The organism is Thauera sp. SWB20 (assembly GCF_000831325.1).
GTDB lineage: Bacteria > Pseudomonadota > Gammaproteobacteria > Burkholderiales > Rhodocyclaceae > Thauera > Thauera aminoaromatica.
Genome location: NZ_JTDM01000020.1, coordinates 543,988 through 567,069, shown reverse-complemented (window position 1 = coordinate 567,069; position 23,082 = coordinate 543,988). Strand labels below are relative to the sequence as shown.

15 protein-coding genes are annotated in these 23,082 nt (G+C 67.1%); 5 read left to right on the top strand and 10 right to left on the bottom strand.

Annotated elements, in window-relative coordinates; genetic code table 11:
• The first annotated feature begins 76 nt into the window (after positions 1 to 76).
• The 3 genes from PO78_RS16410 (at position 77) to PO78_RS16400 (ending at position 4,433) form a co-directional block, all read left to right on the top strand.
• Entirely contained in the window at positions 77 to 775 is a 699-nt protein-coding gene (locus PO78_RS16410; protein ID WP_004303499.1) for an OmpA family protein, read from the top strand.
• A gap of 107 nt (positions 776 to 882) precedes the next feature.
• Positions 883 to 1,587: a bifunctional 2-polyprenyl-6-hydroxyphenol methylase/3-demethylubiquinol 3-O-methyltransferase UbiG gene (gene ubiG, locus PO78_RS16405; RefSeq protein WP_004303501.1), complete on the top strand. Its 705-nt coding sequence runs from the start codon at positions 883 to 885 to the stop codon at positions 1,585 to 1,587.
• Between the two features lie 140 nt (positions 1,588 to 1,727).
• Positions 1,728 to 4,433: a bifunctional acetate--CoA ligase family protein/GNAT family N-acetyltransferase gene (locus PO78_RS16400; protein WP_043745271.1), complete on the top strand. Its 2,706-nt coding sequence runs from the start codon at positions 1,728 to 1,730 to the stop codon at positions 4,431 to 4,433.
• A 422-nt stretch (positions 4,434 to 4,855) separates the two neighbouring features.
• Here the strand turns inward: PO78_RS16400 and PO78_RS16395 are convergent, their stop codons facing one another.
• The 8 genes from PO78_RS16395 to PO78_RS16365 form a co-directional block, all read right to left on the bottom strand.
• Positions 4,856 to 5,527 carry a LutC/YkgG family protein gene (locus PO78_RS16395; RefSeq protein ID WP_043745269.1) on the bottom strand — a complete coding sequence of 224 codons (672 nt, stop codon included), beginning with the start codon at positions 5,525 to 5,527 and terminating at the stop codon, positions 4,856 to 4,858.
• Between the two features lie 23 nt (positions 5,528 to 5,550).
• A complete protein-coding gene (locus PO78_RS16390) occupies positions 5,551 to 6,990 on the bottom strand; it encodes a LutB/LldF family L-lactate oxidation iron-sulfur protein (protein WP_043745261.1) in 1,440 nt (479 codons plus the stop codon).
• On the bottom strand, positions 6,987 to 7,820 hold the full coding sequence (locus tag PO78_RS16385) for a (Fe-S)-binding protein (protein WP_043745260.1): 834 nt from the start codon (positions 7,818 to 7,820) through the stop codon (positions 6,987 to 6,989). Before PO78_RS16385 ends, PO78_RS16390 begins: the two co-directional genes overlap by 4 nt.
• A gap of 113 nt (positions 7,821 to 7,933) precedes the next feature.
• Positions 7,934 to 9,634 carry an L-lactate permease gene (locus tag PO78_RS16380; RefSeq protein WP_004303509.1) on the bottom strand — a complete coding sequence of 567 codons (1,701 nt, stop codon included), beginning with the start codon at positions 9,632 to 9,634 and terminating at the stop codon, positions 7,934 to 7,936.
• Between the two features lie 314 nt (positions 9,635 to 9,948).
• Positions 9,949 to 10,434 (bottom strand): hypothetical protein, encoded by a 486-nt coding sequence (locus tag PO78_RS22495; protein ID WP_197068793.1) that lies wholly within the window; start codon positions 10,432 to 10,434, stop codon positions 9,949 to 9,951.
• Positions 10,435 to 10,833: 399 nt separating this feature from the next.
• On the bottom strand, positions 10,834 to 12,030 hold the full coding sequence (locus tag PO78_RS16375; RefSeq protein ID WP_004303513.1) for an RtcB family protein: 1,197 nt from the start codon (positions 12,028 to 12,030) through the stop codon (positions 10,834 to 10,836).
• A 27-nt stretch (positions 12,031 to 12,057) separates the two neighbouring features.
• Positions 12,058 to 14,583, bottom strand: coding sequence for a VIT and vWA domain-containing protein (locus PO78_RS16370; RefSeq protein WP_004303514.1), 2,526 nt, complete (start codon positions 14,581 to 14,583; stop codon positions 12,058 to 12,060).
• Positions 14,580 to 15,059: a helix-turn-helix domain-containing protein gene (locus tag PO78_RS16365; protein WP_004303516.1), complete on the bottom strand. Its 480-nt coding sequence runs from the start codon at positions 15,057 to 15,059 to the stop codon at positions 14,580 to 14,582. The genes PO78_RS16370 and PO78_RS16365 overlap by 4 nt, the downstream gene beginning before the upstream one ends.
• A gap of 105 nt (positions 15,060 to 15,164) precedes the next feature.
• Between PO78_RS16365 and PO78_RS16360 the strand changes: the two genes are divergently transcribed.
• Both PO78_RS16360 and PO78_RS16355 read left to right on the top strand, forming a co-directional pair.
• Entirely contained in the window at positions 15,165 to 15,530 is a 366-nt protein-coding gene (locus tag PO78_RS16360; RefSeq protein WP_004303518.1) for a hypothetical protein, read from the top strand.
• Positions 15,531 to 15,799: 269 nt separating this feature from the next.
• The gene (locus tag PO78_RS16355; RefSeq protein WP_043745255.1) at positions 15,800 to 19,663 is read left to right on the top strand and encodes a DUF3427 domain-containing protein; all 3,864 of its coding nucleotides are present in this window, start codon (positions 15,800 to 15,802) and stop codon (positions 19,661 to 19,663) included.
• 92 nt (positions 19,664 to 19,755) lie between these two features.
• Here the strand turns inward: PO78_RS16355 and PO78_RS16350 are convergent, their stop codons facing one another.
• Complete coding sequence (locus PO78_RS16350) at positions 19,756 to 21,381, bottom strand: NERD domain-containing protein (protein WP_043745251.1); 1,626 nt, start codon at positions 21,379 to 21,381, stop codon at positions 19,756 to 19,758.
• 448 nt (positions 21,382 to 21,829) lie between these two features.
• A complete protein-coding gene (locus PO78_RS16345; RefSeq protein WP_110820759.1) occupies positions 21,830 to 23,014 on the bottom strand; it encodes an IS4 family transposase in 1,185 nt (394 codons plus the stop codon).
• Positions 23,015 to 23,082 lie beyond the last annotated feature (68 nt).

Sequence of the window (23,082 nt, the reverse complement as noted above, 5' to 3'; positions counted from 1 at the left end):
CACGAAGACGGCAGATTCGCCAGTCTTCATTTCGTTCAGTGGCAATTCCGGCGACTCGCCCTTCAAAGAGGAAACCATGATCAAACAATCCAAGAAGCAGATGCTCATGCTGGCCGCCATCGCCTCGATCGGCCTGTCCGCCCCGAGCGCTTTCGCTCAGGTCAGCGACGTCGTCGTCGCCGGCAAGGGTGAAATCCCCTACGTGATCGACGCGCGCAACGTCGTCGCTCGCAGCGGCACCGGCCTGTGCTGGCGCACCGGCTACTGGAGCCCCGCCGCCGCCTCGACCGCCCTCGCCGGCGACCTGCCGGTCGGCTGCGCTTGCGACAAGGACATCGTCCCCGCCGACAAGTGCACCGTGAAGGCTGCTGCCGCGGCTCCGGGTCCGAAGCCCACCGCCGACAAGGTCAAGCTGTCGGCCGACGCCCTGTTCGACTTCGACAAGGCCGTCCTGAAGGCTGAAGGCAAGGCCAAGCTCGACCAACTCGCCGCCCAGGCCAAGTCGCTCAAGCTGGAAGTGATCCTCGCCGTCGGCCACACCGACCGCCTGGGTTCCAACACCTACAACCAGCGCCTGTCCGAGCGTCGCGCCGCCGCCGTCAAGACCTACCTGGTCTCGAAGGGCGTCGATGCCAACCGCGTCTACACCGAAGGCAAGGGCGAAACCCAGCCCGTGACCGGCAACAAGTGCGACAAGGTCGGTGGCCGCGCCGCGCAGATCTCCTGCCTGCAGCCGGACCGTCGCGTCGAAGTGGAAGTCATCGGCTCCAAGTAATTCCGGAGTCGGTAACCCGAAAGCCCTGCCTCGGCGGGGCTTTTTCGTTTGTGCCGGGCGCGCGCGCACCCGGTGCCCGTGCGTGCAAGCAAGGACCCTCGAACGCCATGAACACCGTCAACGCCGATCCCGCCGAACTGCAGAAATTCAGCGACCTCGCCCACCGCTGGTGGGACCCCGCCTCCGAGTTCCGTCCGCTGCACGAGATCAACCCGCTGCGCCTGGGCTGGATCGACGGCAAGGCCGCGCTCGCCGGCAAGAAGGTGCTCGACATCGGCTGCGGCGGCGGCATCCTCGCCGAGGGCATGGCCGCGCTCGGCGCCGAGGTGACCGGCATCGACCTATCCGAGAAGGCGCTCAGCGTCGCCCGCCTGCACCTTTTCGAGAGCGGCCACAAGGTCGACTACCGCCACATGAGCGCAGAGGCACTCGCCGAGGAATCGCCCGGCCGCTTCGACGTCGTCACCTGCATGGAAATGCTCGAGCACGTCCCCGATCCGGCCAGCATCGTCACCGCTTGCGCCCGGCTGGTAAAACCCGGCGGCCACGTCTTCCTGTCCACGCTCAACCGCAATCCGAAGTCCTACCTGTTCGCGATCGTCGGCGCCGAATACCTGCTCAAGTTGCTCCCGGCCGGCACCCACGAGTACGCCCGCTTCATCAAGCCCTCCGAACTCAGCCGCCATTGCCGCAATGCGCACCTGGACGTGCAGGAGATCATCGGCCTGTCCTACAACCCGCTCGCCAAGACCTACTCGCTCGGCCGCGACACGGACGTAAACTATTTAATGCACACCGTCGCCGCCGGCTGAACCTCGTCCGGACAGCTCGAGTTCGACGCGGAGAACCGGGCGCTGGCGGGCCGCTCGACCCGGCCGCAATTCAGTTCATGCATGTGCGGCAGGCATGCATTAAACTGCAGACGAGCGATTCCTCCCCGGGGAGCAAGGCGATGAGCTTCCGCCACCTGAAAAGCCTGTTCAATCCACGCTCGATCGCCGTGATCGGCGCGAGCGCGCGCGAGCGCCGCATGGGCAACGTGCTCATGCGCAACCTGCTTTCGGGCCAGTTCGCCGGCCCGATCATGCCGGTCAATCCCCGCCGCACCTCGGTGGCGGGCGTGCTCACCTATCCGAGCATCGCCGCGCTGCCGCAGACGCCCGACCTGGCGATCATCTGCACCCCCGCGCCGCTCGTGCCCCGCCTGGTGGAGGAGCTCGGCGAACGCGGCGCGCGTGCCGTGATGGTGATGGCCAACCAGCTCGACACCACGCTCGGCGCCGACGGCCGTCCGATCGAGCGCAGCATCCTCGAGATCACCCGCCGCTACGAGATGCGCCTGCTCGGTGGCGGCACGCTGGGCATCCTGGTACCCGGACTCGGGCTCAACGCGACCTTCTCGCAGATCGCCGCGCGCCCCGGCAAGCTCGGCTTCGTCTCCCAGCGCGACACGGTCGGCACCATGGTGCTCGACTGGGCGCTGCGCAAGAAGGTCGGCTTCTCGCACTTCGTCTCGCTCGGCGACAGCCTGGACATCGGCTTCGGCGAGGTGCTCGACTTCCTCGCCGCCGATTCGGGCACGCGCGCGATCCTGCTCTACATCGAATCCATCCAGGATCGCCGCGCCTTCATGTCGGCCGCGCGCGCCGCCGCGCGCAACAAACCGGTGATCGCGATCAAGGCCGGACGCTCGCCCGACAACCCGCTGATGGGCGTCTCCGACCCGCTCTTCCTCGAGATGCCCAACCTGGTCAGCCACGACGACGTGCACGACGCGGCGCTGCGCCGCGCCGGCATCCTGCGGGTGGACCAACTCGAGGAGATGTTCGGCGCCGCCGAGACCGTGCTGCGCGCCCGCCCGCTGCGCGGCAACCGCCTGGTCGTGCTGAGCAACGGCGGCGGTGCCGGCCTGATGGTGGAGGACAGCCTCTACCTTGCCGGCTACAGCCTGCCGGCGCTCAAGGAGCAGACCATCGAGCGCCTGCGCCGCTTCATGTCGCCGGCCTGGAACGGACGCAATCCGCTCGAGATCCGCGTCGACTCCGAGCCGGCCTGCTACGAGCGCCTGCTCAAGATCCTGCAGGAAGAGCGCGACGGCGACGCCGTGCTGCTGATCCACACCCCGAACGCGCTCTCCAGCAGCATCGACACCGCGCAGCAGGTCATCGCCACCGCACGCGAGACCGGCATCAACCTGATGACCTGCTGGGTGGGCGACGAGAGCGTGGAGAAAGAGCGCAACCTCTTCATCAACGCCGGCATCGCCACCTTCGACTCGCCCGAGCACGCGGCCAGCGCCTTCCTGCACATGCACCGCCACCGCATCGCCTCCGAGGTGCTGATGGAGGTGCCGACCTCCGAACCCGAAGCCTTCAAGCCCGACGCCGCGCGCGCGCGGGCGGTGATCCAGGGCGCGCTCGCCCAATCGCGTGCCAGCCTGACCGAGTCCGAATCCAAGGACGTCCTCGCGGCCTATGGGGTGCCCGTCATCCAGACCCACCTCGCCGCCACCCCCGAAGAGGCCGCGCAGATCGCCGGCTGCATCGGCCTGCCGGTGGCCTTGACCCTGATGTCGCGCGACATCCGGCGCAAGTGGGACGTCGGTGGCGTCGCGCTCAACCTCGAGAGCACCGAGGCGGTCCAGGTCGCTGCACGCGGCATGATCGAGCGCGCCGGCCGCGCCGAGCCGCCGGTGTCGGTGAGCGGCTTCACCGTGCAGCGCATGGTGATGCGCGGGCACGCGCGCCAGCTGCTGATCGGCGTCAGCACCGACCGGCTGTTCGGACCGGTGATCGTGTTCGGCGAAGGCGGTCGCGCGCTGGAGATCTTCCGTGGCCTCGCGGTCGGCCTGCCGCCGCTCAACAAGCCGCTCGCCGACGACCTCATCACCCGCAGCAAGGCGGCAGCGCTGCTCGAGGCGCGCAGCCACCTCCCCGCGGCCGACCGCGACGCGCTCGCGCTCACCCTCACCAAGGTCTCGCAGATCGTCGTCGACCATCCCGAGATCCACGAGATGGACATCAACCCGGTGTTCGTCGACGAGCACGGCGTGCAGGCGCTCGACGCCCACATGCGCCTGCGTCCGGCCACCGCCCACGAGCACCGGCTGGCGATCCAGCCCTACCCGAAGGCGCTCGAGGAGCCCTCTCGGCTGCGCGACGGCCGCCCGATCCTGCTGCGCCCGATCCGCCCCGAGGACGAGCCGGCGCACTACGCCTTCCTGTCGCGGCTCACCCGCGAGGACTTCATCTATCGCTTCTTCAACTACATCCCCGAGTTCCCGCGTCGCGAGATGGCGCGCCTGACGCAGATCGACTACGACCGCGAGATGGCCTTCATCGCCACCGCGACCGGCCCCGACGGCAAGCCCGAGACCCTGGGCGTTTCGCGCGCGGTGGCCGATCCGGACAACCACACCGCCGAGTTCGCCCTCGTCATCCGTTCCGACCTCAAGCGCCAGCGCCTGGGCTCGATCCTCATGGACAAGCTGGTGCGCTACGCGCGCGAGATCGGCATCCAGCGCCTCGTGGGCGAGGTGATGGGCGAGAACGAACCGATGCTCGGCCTGCTGAAGCACCTGGGCTTCAAGCTCAAGGCCTCGGAGGAGCCGGGGGTGGTGCGGGCGAGCTTCGAGCTCCGACCACCATCGGAGGGGTGAGGCGAGTCGACGGAGGCGCGAGCAGCGATTCATGAGGCGACGCGGCGCCGGTAGGCGGTCGCCGCGATCGCGACTTGCGTCGCTCCTACAGAAGAAGCTGCGGGTGCGGGGTGCGCGGCGATGGAACGGCCCCTGAGATCGCGACTTGCGTCGCTCCTACAGAAGAAGCTGCGGGTTTGGGTGCGCGGCGAGGGACCGGTCTCGGACATCGCGACTTGCGTCGCTCCTACGGAAGCGGCTGCGGGTGCGGGGTGCGTGGCGAGGGACCGGTCGCCACGATCGCGCCTGGACGGACCCGCGGAAACACCTCCGCATCGCCGGAGCCGCGCGGTAGGAGCGACGCGAGTCGCGATTCCGCCGCTCCGGCAAGCCGCGGTGTGGATCGTCGACACGGCCGGGCGCGCCCACGATCCGCGCCGCGCTCAGGCGTCCTCGATCACCAGCACCAGCAGCTCCTTCGGCCCGTGCGCACCGTACGCCAGCGTCTGCTGGATGTCGGCCGTCTTGGACGGCCCCGACACCAACAGCGCGTTGGTCGGCAGGCCGTCGGTCCAGCGCTGCGCGTGCATGAGCTCGAAGAGGTTGTCGCGCACCTCGCTCGCGTTCAGCAGCGCGATGTGCAGGGGCGGCACCAGGCTCATCAGGCGCGGCTCCTGCGGGCTCGGCCACAGCACCAGGCTGCCGGTGGCGGCGATGCCGCCGAGCGTGCCGGTAAGGCTGGCGGGCGTATGGAAGAAGAGCTCGTCCTTCCACGCCTCCACCGGGTTCTCGTAGCCCTTCAGGCGCAGCGCCGCATCCTGTGCACGCACGTGCTCCGCCAGGCGGCGGCCGTGCGCGGTGGCAGGCGAAACCAGCAGCTCGTCGATGCCGCGCGCGGCGAGCGCCTCCAGCACGCGCTGCGGCCACTGCGCCACCGTGGTGACGAGCGTCTCGCCATGCACCGCCTCGAGCATGCGGCGCAGGCGCGCGATGCGCTCGTCCGCCGCATAGCGCCAGGGATCGGTGACCAGGCCGATGTCGTAGTCGTCGGCGACCGGGGTCGTCCCCGCGAGGCTGGCGCGCAGCTTGCCGAGGATCCGTTCTTTCGCATTCATTCGGGGTTCGCTCCTGGCGTCGTTCATTGCTCGCCCAGATGCTCGCGGGCGAGCTCGTGCAGGCTGCGCGCGGCCGGTTTCGGCGCGCTGCGGTAGCGCGTCCACGGCCCGATGTCGGCCGGCATCAGCCCGCGCAGGCGGGTGCCCGCGTACATCGCCGCGCGGTACAGGCCCGGAGAGGTGTTGAGCGTGCGCCACGCCCTCCACACCAGGGTCTCCTTCCTCGAGTGCTTGGCGCCCTGCCCGCGCACGTGATGCGGCTCGGCCGCGGGCGCACGCACCGCCTCCTCGCGCAGGCGGCGCAGCAGGGACGGGATGGGGATCTTCACCGGGCACACCTCGCCGCAGGCGCCGCACATCGACGAGGCCGTGGGCAGGTCGCGGGTGGTCTCCAGGCCGAGCATGTGCGGGGTGACGATCTTGCCGATCGGCCCGGGATACACCGTGCCGTACGCGTGGCCGCCGATCCGCGTATACACCGGGCAGTGGTTCATGCACGCGCCGCAGCGGATGCAGTTCAGCGTCTGGCGCAGCTCGCCGTCCGCGAAGGCCTGGCTGCGGCCGTTGTCGAGCAGGACCAGGTGGACTTCCTGCGGGCCGTCGAGCTCGTCGGCCTTGCGCGGGCCGGAGATCATGTTGACGTAGGTGGTGATCGGCTGGCCGGTGGCCGAGCGCGTCAGCAGCGACAGCAGCGGGATCACGTCGCGCAGGTTCTCGACCACCTTCTCGATGCCGGTGACGGCGATGTGCACCGGCGGCACCGTGGTCGACATGCGGCCGTTGCCCTCGTTTTCCACCAGCAGCAGCGTGCCGGTCTCGGCGATCGCGAAGTTCACCCCCGAGACGCCGATGTCGGCCTCGAAGAAGTTGCGCCGCAAGGTCTCGCGGCCGATCTGGATGAGGCGATCGACGTCCTCGGTGTACTCGACCGCGAGCTTGTCGTGGAACAGCTTCGCGACCTGGCCGGCGTTGAGGTGGATCGCCGGCATGATGATGTGCGAGGGCTTCTCCGCGCGCAGCTGCACGATGAACTCGCCCATGTCGGATTCGAGGCAGTCGACGCCGCGCGCACCGAGGTAATGGTTCATCTCCATTTCCTCGGACACCATGGACTTGCCCTTGATCACCTTCCTCGCCGCGTGGCGCTCGGCGATGCCATGCACGATGGCGTTGGCCTCCTCCACCGTCTCCGCCCAGTGCACCTGCACACCATTGCGGACGAGATTGGCCTCGAGGCGCTCGAGCAGATCGGGCAGCTTGGACAGCGCACGCGCGCGCACGCGGTTGCCGAAGGCGCGCAGGCGCTCGAGCTCGTCGCCGTCGGGAAACTGGTTGCGGCGCTTGTCCATCAGCGCATCCATGGCGCCGCGGAAGTTGCGCCGCAGCTGCGCGTCGGCGAGCGCCTCGCGCGCGTTGCGGGCGAAGGCGATCGGCTGCGCGGGGGTGTCGGCGACGTGGCTCATCGCACCCCTCCCGTGCCCGCGGAAGTCGTGCGGCGCAGCAGGAAGCTCGCCAGGTGCTCGCCGCGAAGCGTGTCGCCCTGCTTCTCGAAGCAGCCGTTGATGTTGAGCAGGCAGCCACAGTCCGCGCTCACCACCTCGGCCGCGCCCGAACCCTTCAGCGCGGCGGTCTTGTCCTGCACCATGGCGCCCGAGATCTCGGGCATGCGCACGCTGAAGCTGCCGCCGAAGCCGCAGCACTCGCTCTCGTGCTCGTGCTCGACGCGCTCGACCCCCGCCAGCTGCGCGAGCAGCGCGCGGCCATGCAGGTGGGTGTTCATCTCGCGTCGCGCCGAACAGGACGTGTGCAACGCGAGCCTGACCGGCGCGCCGGTGTGCTCGAAGCGGACCTTGCACACCTCCAGCAGGAACTCGGCGAGCTCGAAGGTGCGCGCGGACAGCGACGCGACCTGCTGCAGCGTCTCCGGCTCGTCCTTGAAGAGCTCGAAGTAGTGATGGCGGAACATGCCGGCGCACGAGCCCGACGGGATCACCACCGGCCAGTCGCCGGCGAAGAGCGCGATCTGCGCGCGCGCCACCTCGCGCGCCTCGTCGGTATAACCCGAGGTGTAGGCCGGCTGCCCGCAGCAGCTCTGCGCCTGCGGAAAATGCACCCGGATGCCCTCGCGTTCGAGCAGGCGGATCGCGTCCATCCCGGCACCGGGAAAGAACACGTCGATCACGCAGGTGCCGAACAGGTACACGTCGGCCGGCTTGGCCGGATAGCTGCGCGCGGCCTCGAGCGGCGGCGCGACACGTGTGGCGTTGGCGGGTGCGGAGGACAGAGGACTCATGCGCTTCGGCTCCGGAATTTCATCGTTCTGAAGTGCGATGCAGCCGCGGCAGGGCCGCGACGGCAGGAAGGACGGATGCGCGGGGGACGCCGATGCGTCCCTCCGCGCAGGACTCAGCTCGCGGCGAGCAGCGGATCGGACACCCCGAGGACGTAGATCGCGATCATCGCCACCGTGCCGGTCATCAGCACGTAGTACACCGTCGGCCAGAAGGTCTTGCGCAGGATCGCGCCCTCGCGGCCGAGCAGACCCACCGTGGCCGAGGCCGCCACGACGTTGTGGATCGCCACCATGTTGCCGGCGGCCGCACCGATCGCCTGCACCGCCACGACCATCGCCGTGGAGATGCCGAGCGAGGTCGCCACGCCGAACTGGAACTGGCTCAGCATCATGTTGCTGACCGTGTTCGAGCCGGCGATGAAGGCACCGAGCGCGCCCACCGACGGTGCCAGCAGCGGATACACGTTGCCCACGCTGTCGGCCACCCACTTCGCCATCGCGATCGGCATGCTGGGCAGGTCGGCGGCGTTCACCCCCGAGTTGATCAGGATGCGCACCATCGGCACGGTGAACAGCAGCACGAAGCCGGCGCCGAGCAGCACGCGCGAGGACTCGCCCACCGCCTTCACCAGCGAGCGCGCGTGCATGCCATGCAGGAACACGGTGATCAGCACCACCGCCACCAGGATGCCGCCGGGCAGGTAGAGCGGCTGGAAGTCCGCCTTGATGCCCTTCTCGCCGAGGATGTCGGCGAACACGATCACCACCGACTTCATCGCCCCGCCGATCTCGGGGAACACGCGGCTCAGCACGAGCAGCGCGCCCACCAGCACATAGGGCAGCCAGGCGCGGAAGATGCTGATCGGCTGGTGACGCGGGAGCTGATCGAGCTTCATCTCGACGCTGCCCATCCACTCGCTCGGCCACTCCTTCGGGTCGGCAAAGTCCCAGGTCTTCTTCGGCACCAGGAAACCGAAACGCGCCGCGGTGGTGACGAGGGCCAGGCCGACCAGGCCGCCGAGCAGCGAGGGGAACTCAGGCCCCAGGAAGACGCCGGTGAAGGCGTACGGGACGGTGAAGGCCAGACCCGCGAAGATCGCGAAGGGCAGCACCTCGAAGCCAGCCTTCCAGCTCTTCTCGCGGCCGAAGAAGCGCGTCAGCATCATGACCATGATCAGCGGAATGACGGTGCCGACCATGGCATGGATGATCGCCACGTTGCTGGTGATCACCTGCAGGAAGACGTCCCAGCTCGAGCCCCTGGCGGCGAGCTGCGCGCCGATCGTCGCACTGTCGAGGCCGCTATTGACGCCGATGATGATCGGCGTGCCCACGGCACCGAAGGACACCGGCGTGCTCTGCACCAGCATGCCGAGCAGCACCGCCGCCAGCGCCGGGAAGCCGATCGCCACCAGCAGCGGCGCGGCGATCGCCGCCGGCGTGCCGAAGCCCGAGGCGCCCTCGATGAAGCAGCCGAACAGCCAGCCGATGATGATCGCCTGGATGCGGCGGTCGGGGCTAATCTTGGCGAAGCCCGCGCGGATCGCGGTGATCCCGCCCGAGTACTTCAGGGTGTTGAGCAGCAGGATGGCGCCGAAGATGATCCACAGCACCCCGATCGTGATCACCAGCCCCTGCAGGGTCGAGGCGAGCACGCGGTTCAGGCTCATCTCCCACACATACAGGCCGATGCCCGCAGTGAGGAAATAGACGACCGGCATCGCGCGCTTGGCGGGCCAGCGCAGGCCCACCAGCAGCACCGCGGCGAGCAGGATCGGAGAAAAGGCGAGGAATGCGAGCGTACCAGGCTGCATCGGAATCTCCCCCTCAGGCCGGCGCGCGCATCACGCGCGCAGCCTTGAACATCGAACCAACCGTCATTGCCCCTTCCCCTCTCGAATGCATTTCATGAAATCAGGATGTCGTGCACTTCCACTTTCTGGCTAAGTGGTCTTACCACTTAGCCAGAAGTTGCACCAGACTAAGGGAGCCCGGAAGGCGTGTCAATGGAAATCATCAGATTTATCGATGCAAACATGAGAGCCCAATCCAACGGCCATGCGGGGCCTTTTCGGCGCGCTCCGCTCCATGCGCCGCAGGGGCCGCGCCCTCATCGCGCGCGCGCTCGTTACTGGCGCGCGCACCACCGGGGAGAAATCGGCGGTCCCCAGTGCATGGTTGCGCACGCGGAATCGACGGTCGTTGGTGGGCTGCCCGGCGGTGACGTAGTCATCGGGCAGGAAACAGGTCGACGTAGCCTCCCATCGGCAAGGCAGCTGCCTGCAGTTCTCGGCTCCGTCAGCCACTCCCAGAGATGGCACGCCCGCCGGATGTGCGCGCCGTTGGGCGCCGCGTTCAACCTGGCCAGCAAGTCCTCCGGCGTGAGGCGCTCGAACAGGGCGTCGATGACCTCAAGATTCACGCCTTCATGGCGCAGGGCAAACTCGCGGTGCCCGACAAGCGTGCCCTCGATGGCAACGCCGCAAGGAAGAAGCACGCGGTCGGCCGAGTCCACAGGCCGATTGACCGAACCGCTGATCTGCGCCGGCTTCGCCAGCGGTCGGACGACCAGACAGAGTCGGCTGATGAGTTGTGCGTAGCCAATCGTCGACATCCCATTGCGGCCGGTACCCGTCCGCCAAAAGCATCGACTAACGCCGTGCAGTACCACAGCGATCCACCCTTCCCTCCGCTGAAGCGCGCCCAAACGGACTCACCGATTTCAGTCAGATCAAACAGGATCGCCTGCAGGTTGGCCAGCTTGTCGCACGCAGAGACGAGAATGCCCTCGCCTTCCGCCACACGCAGGTGAGCGAGGTACCGCTCCTTCCGCTCGCGCCAGGAGCTTTTGCGCCGCTGCGCATCGGGCAGGCCGCATGAGCACTCCGTGCTGGATGTAGTGCGGTGACTGTAATGCGCGACAGGCTCAGGAAGTGAGCCTGTCTTTCGCACAGCACGGCCAGCCGTGGTCCATGACGGTTCGAACCCGTTCACCTGCCATCTGTTGCGCCCCCTACCCTTTCACGCACACCACCTGCTTCAGCGTGTGCAGCACCTCGGTCAGGTCCGACTGGTTGGCCATCACGGTGTCGATGTCCTTGTACGCGCCGGGGATCTCGTCCACCACGCCCTTGTCCTTGCGGCAGATCACGCCCTCGGTCTGGCGCGCAAGGTCAGCCTCGGTGAAGTGCTTGGTGGCCGCCGTGCGGCTCATACGCCGGCCAGCGCCGTGCGCACTGGAACAGAAGCTCTCCGCGTTCCCCCTGCCGCGCACGATGTAGCTGCGCGCGCCCATGCTGCCGGGGACGATGCCGAGCTCGCCCTCCCCCGCGCGGATCGCGCCCTTTCTGGTCACCCACACGTCGGCGCCGAAGTGGTGCTCGCGGGCGACGTAGTTGTGGTGGCAGTTCACCGCCTCGGTAGTCACGGTAAAGGGCGGCAGGTGGCGCGCCAGCCCTGCGAGCACGAGCTCGAGCATCGCCTGGCGGTTGGCCATCGCATAGTCCTGCGCCCAGTGCACCGCCTCGACGTAGTCGTCGAAATGCGGGCTGCCCTCGCGGAAGTAGGCCAGGTCGCGGTCGGGCAAGTGGATCATGTGCCGTTCCATGTCCTTCCTGGCGAGCTCGATGAAGTAGGTCGCGATCGCGTTGCCGATGCCCCGGCTGCCCGAGTGCAGCATCACCCACACCCGGCGCTTCTCATCCAGGCAGACCTCGATGAAGTGGTTGCCACCGCCGAGCGTGCCCATCTGGTTGGCCCACTTGGAGAACCTGCCGAAGGCCTTGAGCAGCTGCGGGTGACGATCGGTCAGGGCCTTGAGGCCGGGCTCGAAGGGGCGCACCGCATCGACGAGCACGCGACCGTCGGCATGCTGGTCACGGCCGACGGGCACGTCGCGCGTGATCTGATCGAACACCTTCTTCAGCCGCTTCTCGTCGATGTCATTCGCCGTGAGCGACAGGCGCGCCGCGACCATGCCACAGCCGATGTCGACGCCCACCGCCGCCGGGATGATCGCCTGGTGGGTGGCGATCACCGAGCCGATGGTCGCGCCGATGCCCAGATGCACGTCGGGCATGGCGGCGACGTGGTGGTGGATGAAGGGCAGGCTGGCGAGGTTGGCGAGCTGCGCCTTCGAGCCCTCGTCGATGTCGTCGGTCCAGATCCTGACCGGCACGGTGCTGCCGTTCAGGACGGTCTTCACAGGCATGGCTGCCTCCTCGTGGCTCCCCTAGTGCTATTCAACGCCGACACCCGACCGTTCGAGCGCCGAGGCCGCGTCCCGGAGCGCAAAGACGCAGTCGGGCCAGGTTTCCGCCTGGAGCGTGCTGACGAACACCTGCAGGCGCGCCGCGAGCGACTCAGACGCCACCTCAACCTGTCGGGCCTCAGGCGCAGCGGCCGGCCTCACCCGCTGCGTCAGGGCCTTGAGCCGTCCGAGCATGCCGTTGGTCGAGCGCAGCGCGTCATGCAATTCGCGCTGAGCCATCGCCTCGACGAAGCAGGCCACAACCTGCGCCTCGTCCTCCCCGTCGGCCAGGACGAACTCCAGCCAGTCGAGCACCGCCGTACCGACACCGATCCTGTGCAGCGCCGCATACGTGCGCGGCCATTCGGCCTGCGTATGACTGCGCAGCCAGTGGGTCAGGCCCAGCGGTGTGAGGCCGCTGTAATGAGGCTCGGCAGACCAGTAACGCGGATTGTCGCGCGGCGGCTCATCGGCTGCCCGGTCAGCGCCGCGTCGCAGGAATGCCGGGATATCGTAGGTGGAGGCCTGTGTTCGCCTTTCGCTGCGCAGCACGCGCGCACCCGAGCGCATCACGGCCGGCGCATCGAGCGCGTTCATGTCAAACGACCCGAAGCCCGCCGCTGCCGGCGCGCCATACGCGGTGGGCGTGTCATTCACCGTGAGCGGCGCCATGTTGGGCTCGATGTAAAGCAGATCGACGCTTCCCAGCCCGCCAAAGCCTGCAGGCAGCATCGCGGGGACCTTCACGAGATCGGGCATGTCCTCGGGCTTGTCGGCTTCGGCACGCGCCTCGACCAGCAGGAAGTGCGTCAGCGGACTGACCAGTTGATACGCGACGGCCAGCGCGAGCGCCTCCGGTGCCCGGAGTGACTGCGCCCCTTCGCCGGCGAGGAGCTGCTCGACCTGCGCGGCCACCGCCATGCGGCCCAGCACGGCATGCGGCTCGACGGCACTGAGCGATGCCTCACCCAGCGCTACGGGCGCGTCCCCCTGTGCCATCCGGCCGACCAGACGCACCGGCTGATCCGGCACCCACCCATGCGGCACCTGCGCAAAGCGCGCCCACACCGTGACTGCGTCGCCATCGAAGACCGAGCCGGGCAGCGGGCTCATCCACACCGGCTCGGCACCCGTCGGCCACACCAGTTGCAGGGCGTCCATGCGCTGCGAGCGCAAACGCGCGAACATGCGCAGCACCGCCGGCTCCACGGCCTCGCCGGGCGCGACGAAGTCGCAGGCGCCGCCCGTCTCGTCAGCCAGCCGCCGCAGCACACCCTCGGCCGGCGCGCTGCCAATGCCGACCACGAAGATCCGATTCCCCAGCGCTCGCGCCCGTTTCACCGTGCGATCGATGGCGTGGATCTGGCCGTCGGTGATCAACAGTAGATCGACCGCTGCGGCCCCCTCCTCCGTCCCAGGGCTCGGCTCGGCATCTCCGGCCAGGGCCAGCGTGGATGCCAGCGCGTTCTCCATCTCGGTGCCACCGAGATCGGCCTGCAACTGCATCGCCCAGCGCTGTCCCGCCTGGCGGGTGGCGGCGCTGGTGCGCCACAAGGCACGCGAGCGATGCTCGACCGTGCTGCCAAAGCGTGACAGCGAGAAGCGCTCGCCCTCGCGCAGGCCGGCGATGATGGCCTGCAGCGCACGGCGCGCAGCGGCAATGCTGTCGCCCTGCATCGAGCCGGAGCAATCCACGAGGATCTTGACCGCGAGCGGATGGGCCGCTGCCGGCACACGCGGGCAGAAGCTCGCCAGCACATTCACCGCGCCCTCATCGAGGGTGTCTTGCGCGCACACGGCAAGCGAATCCTGCGCAACCTCGTCGAGCACCAGGATGAAGTCGCGATCGAGTGCCCCGCCGCGACCGAGCGATACGAGCATCGCCGCCGTCTCCCCCTCTCCTTCGAGCCGCATCGACAACGGATGACTCGGCGAGCCGATGCGCGCCCGCGCGAGCTCGCCTTCGATGCGCAAGGTGAGCTCAAGCGGATGGACCGCCATCAGGTCGTGCTCGACCACCTGATGCGGCTTCAGGCCGGCATCGGCCACCGAATCGCCGTAGCGCGGGGCGATCACCGTGGGCACCACCAGGCGCAGGCCATGCTGCTCGAACTGCAGCACCTGGGCGTAACGCAGCCGCAGCACACAGGTTTCTCCGCGTGCGAGGTTGCCCAGGTTCAGCGTGTAGCTGCCATCGAAGTTCTGCTCGAGCAGGATGGCGGTGTTGCCCTCGGCCAGCGCGTCCTCGTAGCCCTGCTCGGCCTGCTTCTTCTCGATGACCGCTCCGGACAGGCAGCGCTCGCCAATCCGCACCTCCACCCCGAGGAGCACCGCCGCCCACGGCAGCGGGAAGCTGTAGACGAGCTCGACATGGCGCTCGAAGGGGTTGGCAAAGCGCTGCTCGAGCTCCGCTTCGAAGAGCGTGCCGCGCAAGGTGCCGGTGAACCGCACGCCCTGCAGCGTCAGTGCCTCACCCGCGCGCGTCTCAAGTCGTGCCGATTGTTGCTGCATCATGGTTCTCCCGCCTGTCGGTCGTTCTTGTCCGTGTTGTGCGCGGCAGCGCCCTGCGACGCTGCCCCGCCTTGCCCCTGCACCGCCTCGAAGGCGGCCATCACGCCCTGGATGAACTGGCGCACCGCCTCGGGACTCAGGCCCGCGCGCTGGGCATCGATCACCACCTCGACCCCCTCGGCCACCGTCAGATGGCTGCACACCGACACGCTGCCGATGGCGCGCTCACGCGGCGGCACCGGCGGCGGCGCACCGTGGAGCAGCTCGCGGATACGCTCGAGCGAGACGCCGGCAGCGGTCCATTTGCGGATCTGCAGCAGCTGCTCGAGATGCCGCGTGCCGTAGCGGGCCGCCCGGGTCTCGCCCTCGGGTCGGTCGACCAGGCCGATCTGCACGTAGTAGCGCACCGTGCGCGGCGGCAGGTCCGCGAGCACGGCCAGTTCGGCCAGCGGGTAGCTTGGGGAGGTTTCGGAGTTCATGACACAGATTAAGCCACCTTTATTTATACAGTGAAACTGTCGTTTGATACTGACAGTGGACTGATAGCATCGGGGTGTCTCTTCACCGCACCCCGCCGAATCGCCATGCCTACTCCACCCCGCGCCACTCCGCCCGCAGACAGCAAGGGAACGCGCGCCGCGCTGATCTTCGCGCTGACGGCCGAGCGCCTGTCGATCTACTACGAGCATGGCCAGTGGCTGACCGAAGCGCAGGGCGCGAGCTTCATCGCCGACTGGCTGCGTCGCAGCGAGCGCACGCTGCCGCTGGCCGACCGCCGCCAGCTCTCCGCGCTCAGCGACGGGCTGGCGCGCCAGATCGCCGGCTCGCTGTCACGGGAGGCAGGGCTCTATACGGCTCACGAGATGATGGAGGCGCTTGATCCGAACTACGACTCGGACCTGGCGCGCTCGATGATGGACGAGTGCGCACGCCTGCTGGACACCAACTGATACGGGACGTTAACTGATACTCGACGGGACAAGCCGATCAGTCGCTCACCCTTCCGCGCCGGGCCTTGATCGACGCCCGCCGCGCCTTGCCCTCCAGCCTGCGTATGAAGAGCTGAAACCGTCTTCAGCCAAGCTGTGGCGATCGTACGTGCTCGGCGAGCTGCCCAGCCTGCTCAACCGCTCATCTGCGGGGCAACCTGGTAGCCTATTGCCATGCACCAGCACCACATTCCCCTACCCCGCCCCACTGCGCACTGAGGCGGTCGCTAATGTCCCGCACCATCCGCTATTACGACATCGAGGCCACCCGATTTGCCGAGGACACGTTGGGCGTGGACATGTCCGAGCTGCACGACCGTTTTCTCGCGCACGTCCCCGCAGGTGGGCTGATCCTCGATGCCGGCTGCGGCGCGGGACGCGACATCAAGGCCTTCATGCAAGCCGGCTTCCGGGTACGCGCCTTCGACGCCTCCGTCGAACTCGTACACATTGCGAAAGCACACTCCGGCCAGGCGGTCGAGTTACGCCGCTTCGACGACGTCGAGGAACGCTGTTGCTACGACGGCATCTGGGCCTGCGCCAGCCTGCTCCATGTCCCGGAGGCCGACTTGCCCGCCACCCTCGCCCGCTTGTGGGCAAGCCTCAAACCGGGCGGAGTCTTCTATCTCAGCTTCAAGCACGGCGAATGTGAACGCCGCGCCGGGGAGCGCGACTTCACCGATGCAACCGAGGCACGGCTCAGCGAGTGGGTAGCAGGGCTGCCCGAATTGGAATCGGTGGAATGCTGGATCACGCGGGATCAACGACCAGAGCGCAGCGAGGAGTGGCTCAATGGTCTACTACGTCGAAAGACCCTCTCGACGCACCGCCTCTTCACTGGAGAGCCGCAGCACCCACTGCTATCGCAGCTCTGCCGCTCGATCGCCACTGCGGACGAGATCGACCTCGCCGTGTCTTTCGTGCAGGCGAGTGGACTGCGCCTGCTACTCCCGGACCTTTATGACGCGCTGGCCCGCTCGGCAGACGAATCGCACCTACCGGTACGAGTCCGTATCCTAACCAGCGACTATCTCGATATCACCGACCCGAGTGCACTACGGCTACTGGTGCTGTTGCAGGCGCAAGGCGCACGAGTGCGGATCTTCGAGGCCGGCAGTCGCAGCTTTCATCTCAAGGCCTACCTATTTACCCACTTCCCCAGCCCAAGCGCGCTCCACGGAAGCGTCTTCATCGGCTCAAGCAACATCAGCCGGCCAGCGCTCACCGACGGGCTGGAATGGAACTACCGCATCGAATACCCAGGTGACGACGGCTTCCTCGAAGCACGCGCCCGCTTCGAGGAGATCTTCCGAGATCCACGAACGGTAGAACTCACCGACGCATGGATCGAGCGCTATGAAGCGCGCCGCGTCCCGCCGCCACGGCCGATCGAACCGAGCGCCGAGGAGAGCGAGAAGCCCCCAAACCCAACACCGATCCAACAAGAGGCGCTGGCCGCGCTTACCCGCACCCGACACGACGGCTATCTGCGCGGTTTGGTGGTCCTCGCCACGGGCCTCGGCAAGACCTGGCTCGCCGCCTTCGACGCCGAACAAATCGGTGCCCGTCGCGTGCTATTCGTCGCCCATCGCGAAGAGATACTCAAACAGGCCGCAGACACCTTTGTCCGCATCCGCCCGCGCGCGCGTATCGGCTTTTACATGGGTCAGGCCCGTGACACTCAGGTCGACGTGCTATGCGCCTCGGTGCAGACACTCGGCCGCAACGCGCACCTCGAGCGCTTCGCGCCGCAGCATTTCGATTACATCATCATCGACGAATTCCACCACGCCGCAGCCCCGACCTATCGCCGCCTGCTCGCTCATTTCGCGCCGCAGTTCCTGCTCGGCCTCACCGCCACGCCCGATCGTACCGACCAGTCCGACATCCTGTCCCTGTGCGACGACAACCTCGTCTTCGACCGCAATCTCTTCGCGGGCATCGAAGCCGGCCTGCTCGCGCCATTCCACTACTTCGGCGTCTGGGATGCGTCGGTAGACTACGAGGAGATCCCCTGGCGCAACGGCCGCTTCGACCCCGAAAAGCTGTCGAACAAGCTCGCTACCCTAGCCCGAGCCCGCCATGCACTCAAGGAATGGCGCAAGCGGGCCCAGCAACGCACCCTCGCCTTCTGTGTGTCAGTACGGCACGCCGAGTTCATGGCGACGCAATTCCGACTGCAAGGCATCGAAGCCGCCGCCGTGTACGCCGGCTCCGAACTCGCACGTGGAGAGGCGCTGGAGCAGCTCGCCGAGGGGCGGCTAGCGGTGATCTTCTCGGTCGATCTGTTTAACGAAGGCGTTGACCTGCCCGCGATCGACACCGTCCTGATGCTGCGGCCCACCGAGTCCAAGATCCTCTTCCTGCAGCAACTCGGTCGCGGCCTTCGCCGCGCCGAAGGCAAGGAACGCCTGGTCGTGCTCGACTTCATCGGCAATCATCACAGCTTCCTGCACAAACCCCAGGCGCTCGGCCAGATCGGCAGCGGGTACAAGCAGCTGGCAGAATTCGCGCGCAAGATCGAGACGCACCGGCTCGAACTCCCGACCGGTTGTTACATCAACTTCGACTTGGAGTTGATCGATTTTCTGAAGTCGCTCGATGGGGATGGTGTCGCCCGTGACTACGAGGCGCTACGCGACGGCCTGGGGCGCCGCCCGACGCTCGCGGAGTTCTACCGCAGCGGCGCAAACCTCGGGCGGATGCGCAATGAGTACGAAAGCTGGTTCGGGCTCGTGAAAACGATGGGCGATCTCGCCCAGACGGAATCCGCCAGCCTCGGCGCGCACAAAGATCTGCTGCGCGAACTCGAGACCACCGCGATGACCAAGAGCTTCAAGATGGTTCTCCTCGAAGCCTTCCAGGAACTCGACGGCTGGCACCGTACGCCCACCCTCGACCAGCTCGCGGAGCGATCGTGGCAGGTTCTGCAGCGCCGCCGGCCACTCCTCGCCGATCTTCCCGACATCCTCGCAGACACCCAAGACGGCACGACCACCGGCTGGCAACGCTACTGGCGTGAAAACCCGGTGAATGCGTGGATCGGCGGTAACCAGACACGGCAGAAAAGCCAGCTATTCCGCGTCCGGAGTGATCGCTTCGAACCCGTTTTCGATGTCGCGCCCGAGCAGCAGGAAACGCTCACGGAAATGGTGCAGGAGCTGATCGACTACCGCCTGGCCGCCTATGAAGCCCGGCGGAGCACGACGGCCAGTACCGACAACGTGATTCCTTTCCCGCAGCAGCGCCCGGACAGGACCGAGCTACCCTATTTCCCCAATCTGCGCATCGCCTGCGGCCATTTCCGCACCGCCCGCGCCGATGCCGAGGAACATCGCAGCGTCGGCACTGGCTACGGCCGCCTCGACCCCGCCCGCCACTTCATCGCCCGCGCCTCGGGTAACTCGATGAACGGCGGTAAGAACCCGATCCGCGATGGCGACTATCTGCTACTTGAGCTCGTCAGCCCAGGCAATGCCGGCTCGATCACCGGTAGCGTCATGGCGATCGAGCGTCAGGATCGTACGGGTGAGGATCAGTACCTGCTACGGGTCGTCACCAAGCAGCGCGACGGCAGCTACGTGCTCGTCGCGAACAACCCCGACTACGAAGACATCCACGTCACACCCGAAATGGCAGAAGAACTACGTACGCTCGCCCGTCTGAAAGCGATCATCGATCCGCTCGAACTGGCGGTCGGCGAATCCTTCATGCGAGAAGAGATCCCGTCCCTTTTCGGCGCCGAATTCAATCAGGGAAACTGGAATAGCGGGCATGTCGTGCTCCCGGAGCGTAATGCACACGTGCTGTTGGTTACGCTGAACAAGCAAGGCAAGTCAGAAGTTCATCGCTATCTCGATCGCTGGATCGACGATCACACCTTCCAGTGGTCGAGCCAGAACTCGACCACTCCAGAGAGCAAACGCGGACGGGAGATCATCGAGCATCAGAACCTGGGGATCACACTGCATCTCTTCGTACGAGAAACAAAGCTGGCTGGCGGAAAGGCAGCGCCGTTCATGTATTTCGGGAAGGCTCGATACAAGACGCATGATGGGAGCTCGCCGATGAGCGTCGTGCTTGAAATTGGATGAGGCGTGGTCAGAGGCAGTGAGCCATGGCTTCGCTCAGACTCGAGTCCCCGATCAACGACCCGGATCCCGGGGGAAGGTGTGGCGCACACAAATTACGCAAGCGCCCCGCTCAGCGCCGCCTCAGCCGCTCGTGACACCACCACCTCCAACCCCAACTGCGCCCGCGTCATCCCCACAAACAGACGCCTGCGCACAGCCTCGTCGAACTGCTCGAAATCCACCTCCGTCAGCACGACCCCCATGGCGCTCTGCCCTTTGAACCGATGCACGGACTCGATCACGAGCTCGCCCTCGGACCACACCGGTTCCCCGTCGGCCGTGTACCGCCCCAGAAACCTCCGCAGCCCGAACGCCCCCAGCTTCGCCTCCTTGAGCAGGAGAGAACGCCCGTGTCCGCGCGCACTCAGGACGACGATGTCGTCAAGCGGAATCCCGCGCTCGCGCAACGCCTCCACCGCCGCCAGCGTCTCGCGGCGCAGGCCACGCTCGTCGTCGTACGCGCGGAAGGTCGGGAGCTCGCCTACGTAGGGGCTACGTGCCTCGACGGTTCCCCCTGCCAAGCCCAGGGCGTTGATCACATCGACAATGGCGCGCGGCGAGCGGAAGTTGTCGTTGCAGCGCACGCTGACGGCGCCGTCAAGATCGAATCCGTCCCGCTCGTAGAGACGCTGCGCCTCGTCCTCGAGCAGGTAAAGCCGCCCATCTTCCTTCAATTGCGGCAGCAGGCTCGCGACCCAGGCGGGGTCGAAGTCCTGTCCCTCGTCGATGATCACGAGGTCGTACAGCGCCTCGAAGTCCTGCGCGTCGCTGCCGTAGCGCTCGACGACCGCCTGGAAGATGCCCTCGGCGGTGAAGTCCGGCTCACCCTGTGTGCGCCGCCAGTGCTCCACGCAGAGCTCGTGAAAACTCGACACCCGCGCACGCGCCGGCGCGATGTGGCCGATGTGATCTGCCAGCGTGCGGTTGAAGCAGACGTAAAGCGCGCGCTGCCCTGCGGCGGCCGCGTCGTCGAGCAGGCGGAGCGCAAGCTGTGTCTTGCCGGAGCCTGCCGTCGCCTGGATGCGCACCACGCCGGACGGCGAGGTGATGCGCGGCACCCAGGTCGCCAGGCCATCGGCGAGGCGGCGACTCGTCTGCCGCACCTGGTCACCGAGCACCTGCAGGTCGATCGAGACCTTAAAGACGTTGCCCAGGAAGCGGCCGAGCGATTCCACGTCGCTGCGGCTGCTCCCCTGTTCCAGCAGCTCGCGCACGCGGGTGCCCAGGTGCGCGTAGTCGTGCGCGTCGATGATGCGCTCACGCGGCATCGAGACGATGCGGGCCTCTGCCACCTGATAATCGGGCAGGACAACGCAGCCCGTGACGTGCGCATGCAGGCCGGCCTCGGCAAGGCGATTGAGCATGGCTGCATGCTGCACGCGGGTCTGGCGCGCGACATCGTGTTCGCGTTGCCCGTAGAGTTTGACGAGATTGCCCTCGATCAGCGCGAGCTCGCCGGCCTTGACCTCGACCAGGAGGATGTTGCCGCTCGGCGCCAGGACGACGAGGTCGATCTCGCCGTGCCGACCCTCACCGTGATGCGCGGTCTGCCAGGCGACGCTGTGGAAGACCTCGTATCCGTCGGGCAGCGACTGCTGCAGGCGTTCGAGGACATCGAGCTCGCGATACAGGCCGCCGTCGTGGCGAAGGGCGTCGATCGTTGGGAAGAGTTGCGCCATCGGGATAGTCGAATGTCGTGGGGGAAGACGGATCGGATTGTGGCACAGGGTGTGTCGGGGCCGCGTCGGTCAAGACCCCGACTCCTGCCCGCGCAGAAGGCATGTAACGCCCAATACTTGCAACGGACGCGCCCCTGAAGACGGGTGTGCAACACCCTCGGCATCGTGTCCAAGGACAGCCTGAAAGTCACCCGCTCAGCGATTAATGCTGGATGACCAAGACACCACGAGCCAGATCGAACACCGCGAGCAACATGCAGATCTTGTGCGGACTGGCCCGACCACGGGCTGCGCGCCAGCGACCGTCTCTGCGGACGATGCGGGGCTCCTGCCGCGCCCCCCTGACAACGGACACAGAAAAAGCTCGCAGCGAACTCTCCATGAGTCGGTCCAAGGCGCGCCGGGCATGGGGCGTCCGCTCAACCCGCCCCCCCTTGCCCCAATGCTCTCAACTTAACGCTCCCTTATAGGACATATGCAAATGTGGCTTGCTTCGGGGCGGTCGTGGGTAGCTTCTGCCTGGCTGGATGCGGCATCGACTGCGGCCCATGGCGGCCAGGGTATCGGGCAATGCCGCCCATGCCTGAGCGATGCCGAGCAGGCACCCGGCGAGGATGGGCTTGAGTGCGCCGAATGCGTAGGTGCGATTCGGGCGGGAGCCGGTCTGGATGGCGTCGTCGGTGCCGCTGCCGCTGAGCAGTGCGCACAGGTTGTCGGCCAGGATCTTGGCGGCGAAGTCCTGCTGCAGGGCGAGGTAGTTCAACCCCGTCGTGGCCTCGAGGCGCAGACGATGCTTGATGCGCTTGAAGGCCTCCTCGACGCGCCAGCGCTGGTGATAGAGCGCGCTGAACTGCGCGGCCGGATACGACTGGGCATCGAGCAGGTTGGTCATCAGGACGCGGATCTGGCCGTTCGGAGCGATGTTGCGGATCAGGCGCACGGTGGTGGCGGTGCGGGCCAGATCGAACGTGCTGGCATCGCGTGCGGTGGGCGGCGACAGTGTGACCACGCGCTCGGCCTCGTTCGAGCGTCGGAAGTCGGCGACGCAACGCCAGCCGCTGGCATCGACGCGCAGACAGAAGGCCATGCCGTGTTGCGCCAGCGTCGCTGCCATGGTGTTGCCGACGTAACCTCGGTCGAGCACGAGCAGATCCTGCGCCGGATCGAGTGCGTCGAGCGCCTCGAACAGCATCTGCCGCTCCGAGCCGTCGGCCGGATGCAGACTGGCGTGCAGCGTGAGTTCGGTGCCCGGCAGAAACAAGGCAAACGCGTAGTGGTCCGCCGTCAGTGCGGCCGTCTTGCGTGTCGACACACGCAGGCGCGACGCATCAGCCGCCACCACGCGGCGGCCATTCCAGCGTGCCGCCTCTATGTGCGGGCGCGCCAGGTGCAGCAGGTGCGCACTGGCCAATTCGAACAGCCGGCCCGAAAACCCCTGGCGGGCCTTGCTGAAGGCCTGTGCGCTGACCTCGCGGATCCGCCCGGGCACCGCATGCAGGCGACCGAAAAAGGCGTCGAGTTCGGCTTGAACGCTCGCGCACATGCCCGAGATCATCATGGCCGCCAGGCGCGGCAGGGTGAGCTTGCGATCGCGGGTGAAGGCCCCAGGCCGAAGACGTACCTGCTCGGCCAGCGCGGGGTCGAGCAGAAAGTCAGCGAACTCGGACAGCAGCGACTCGTGGTCGAGTATTCGAGTTCATA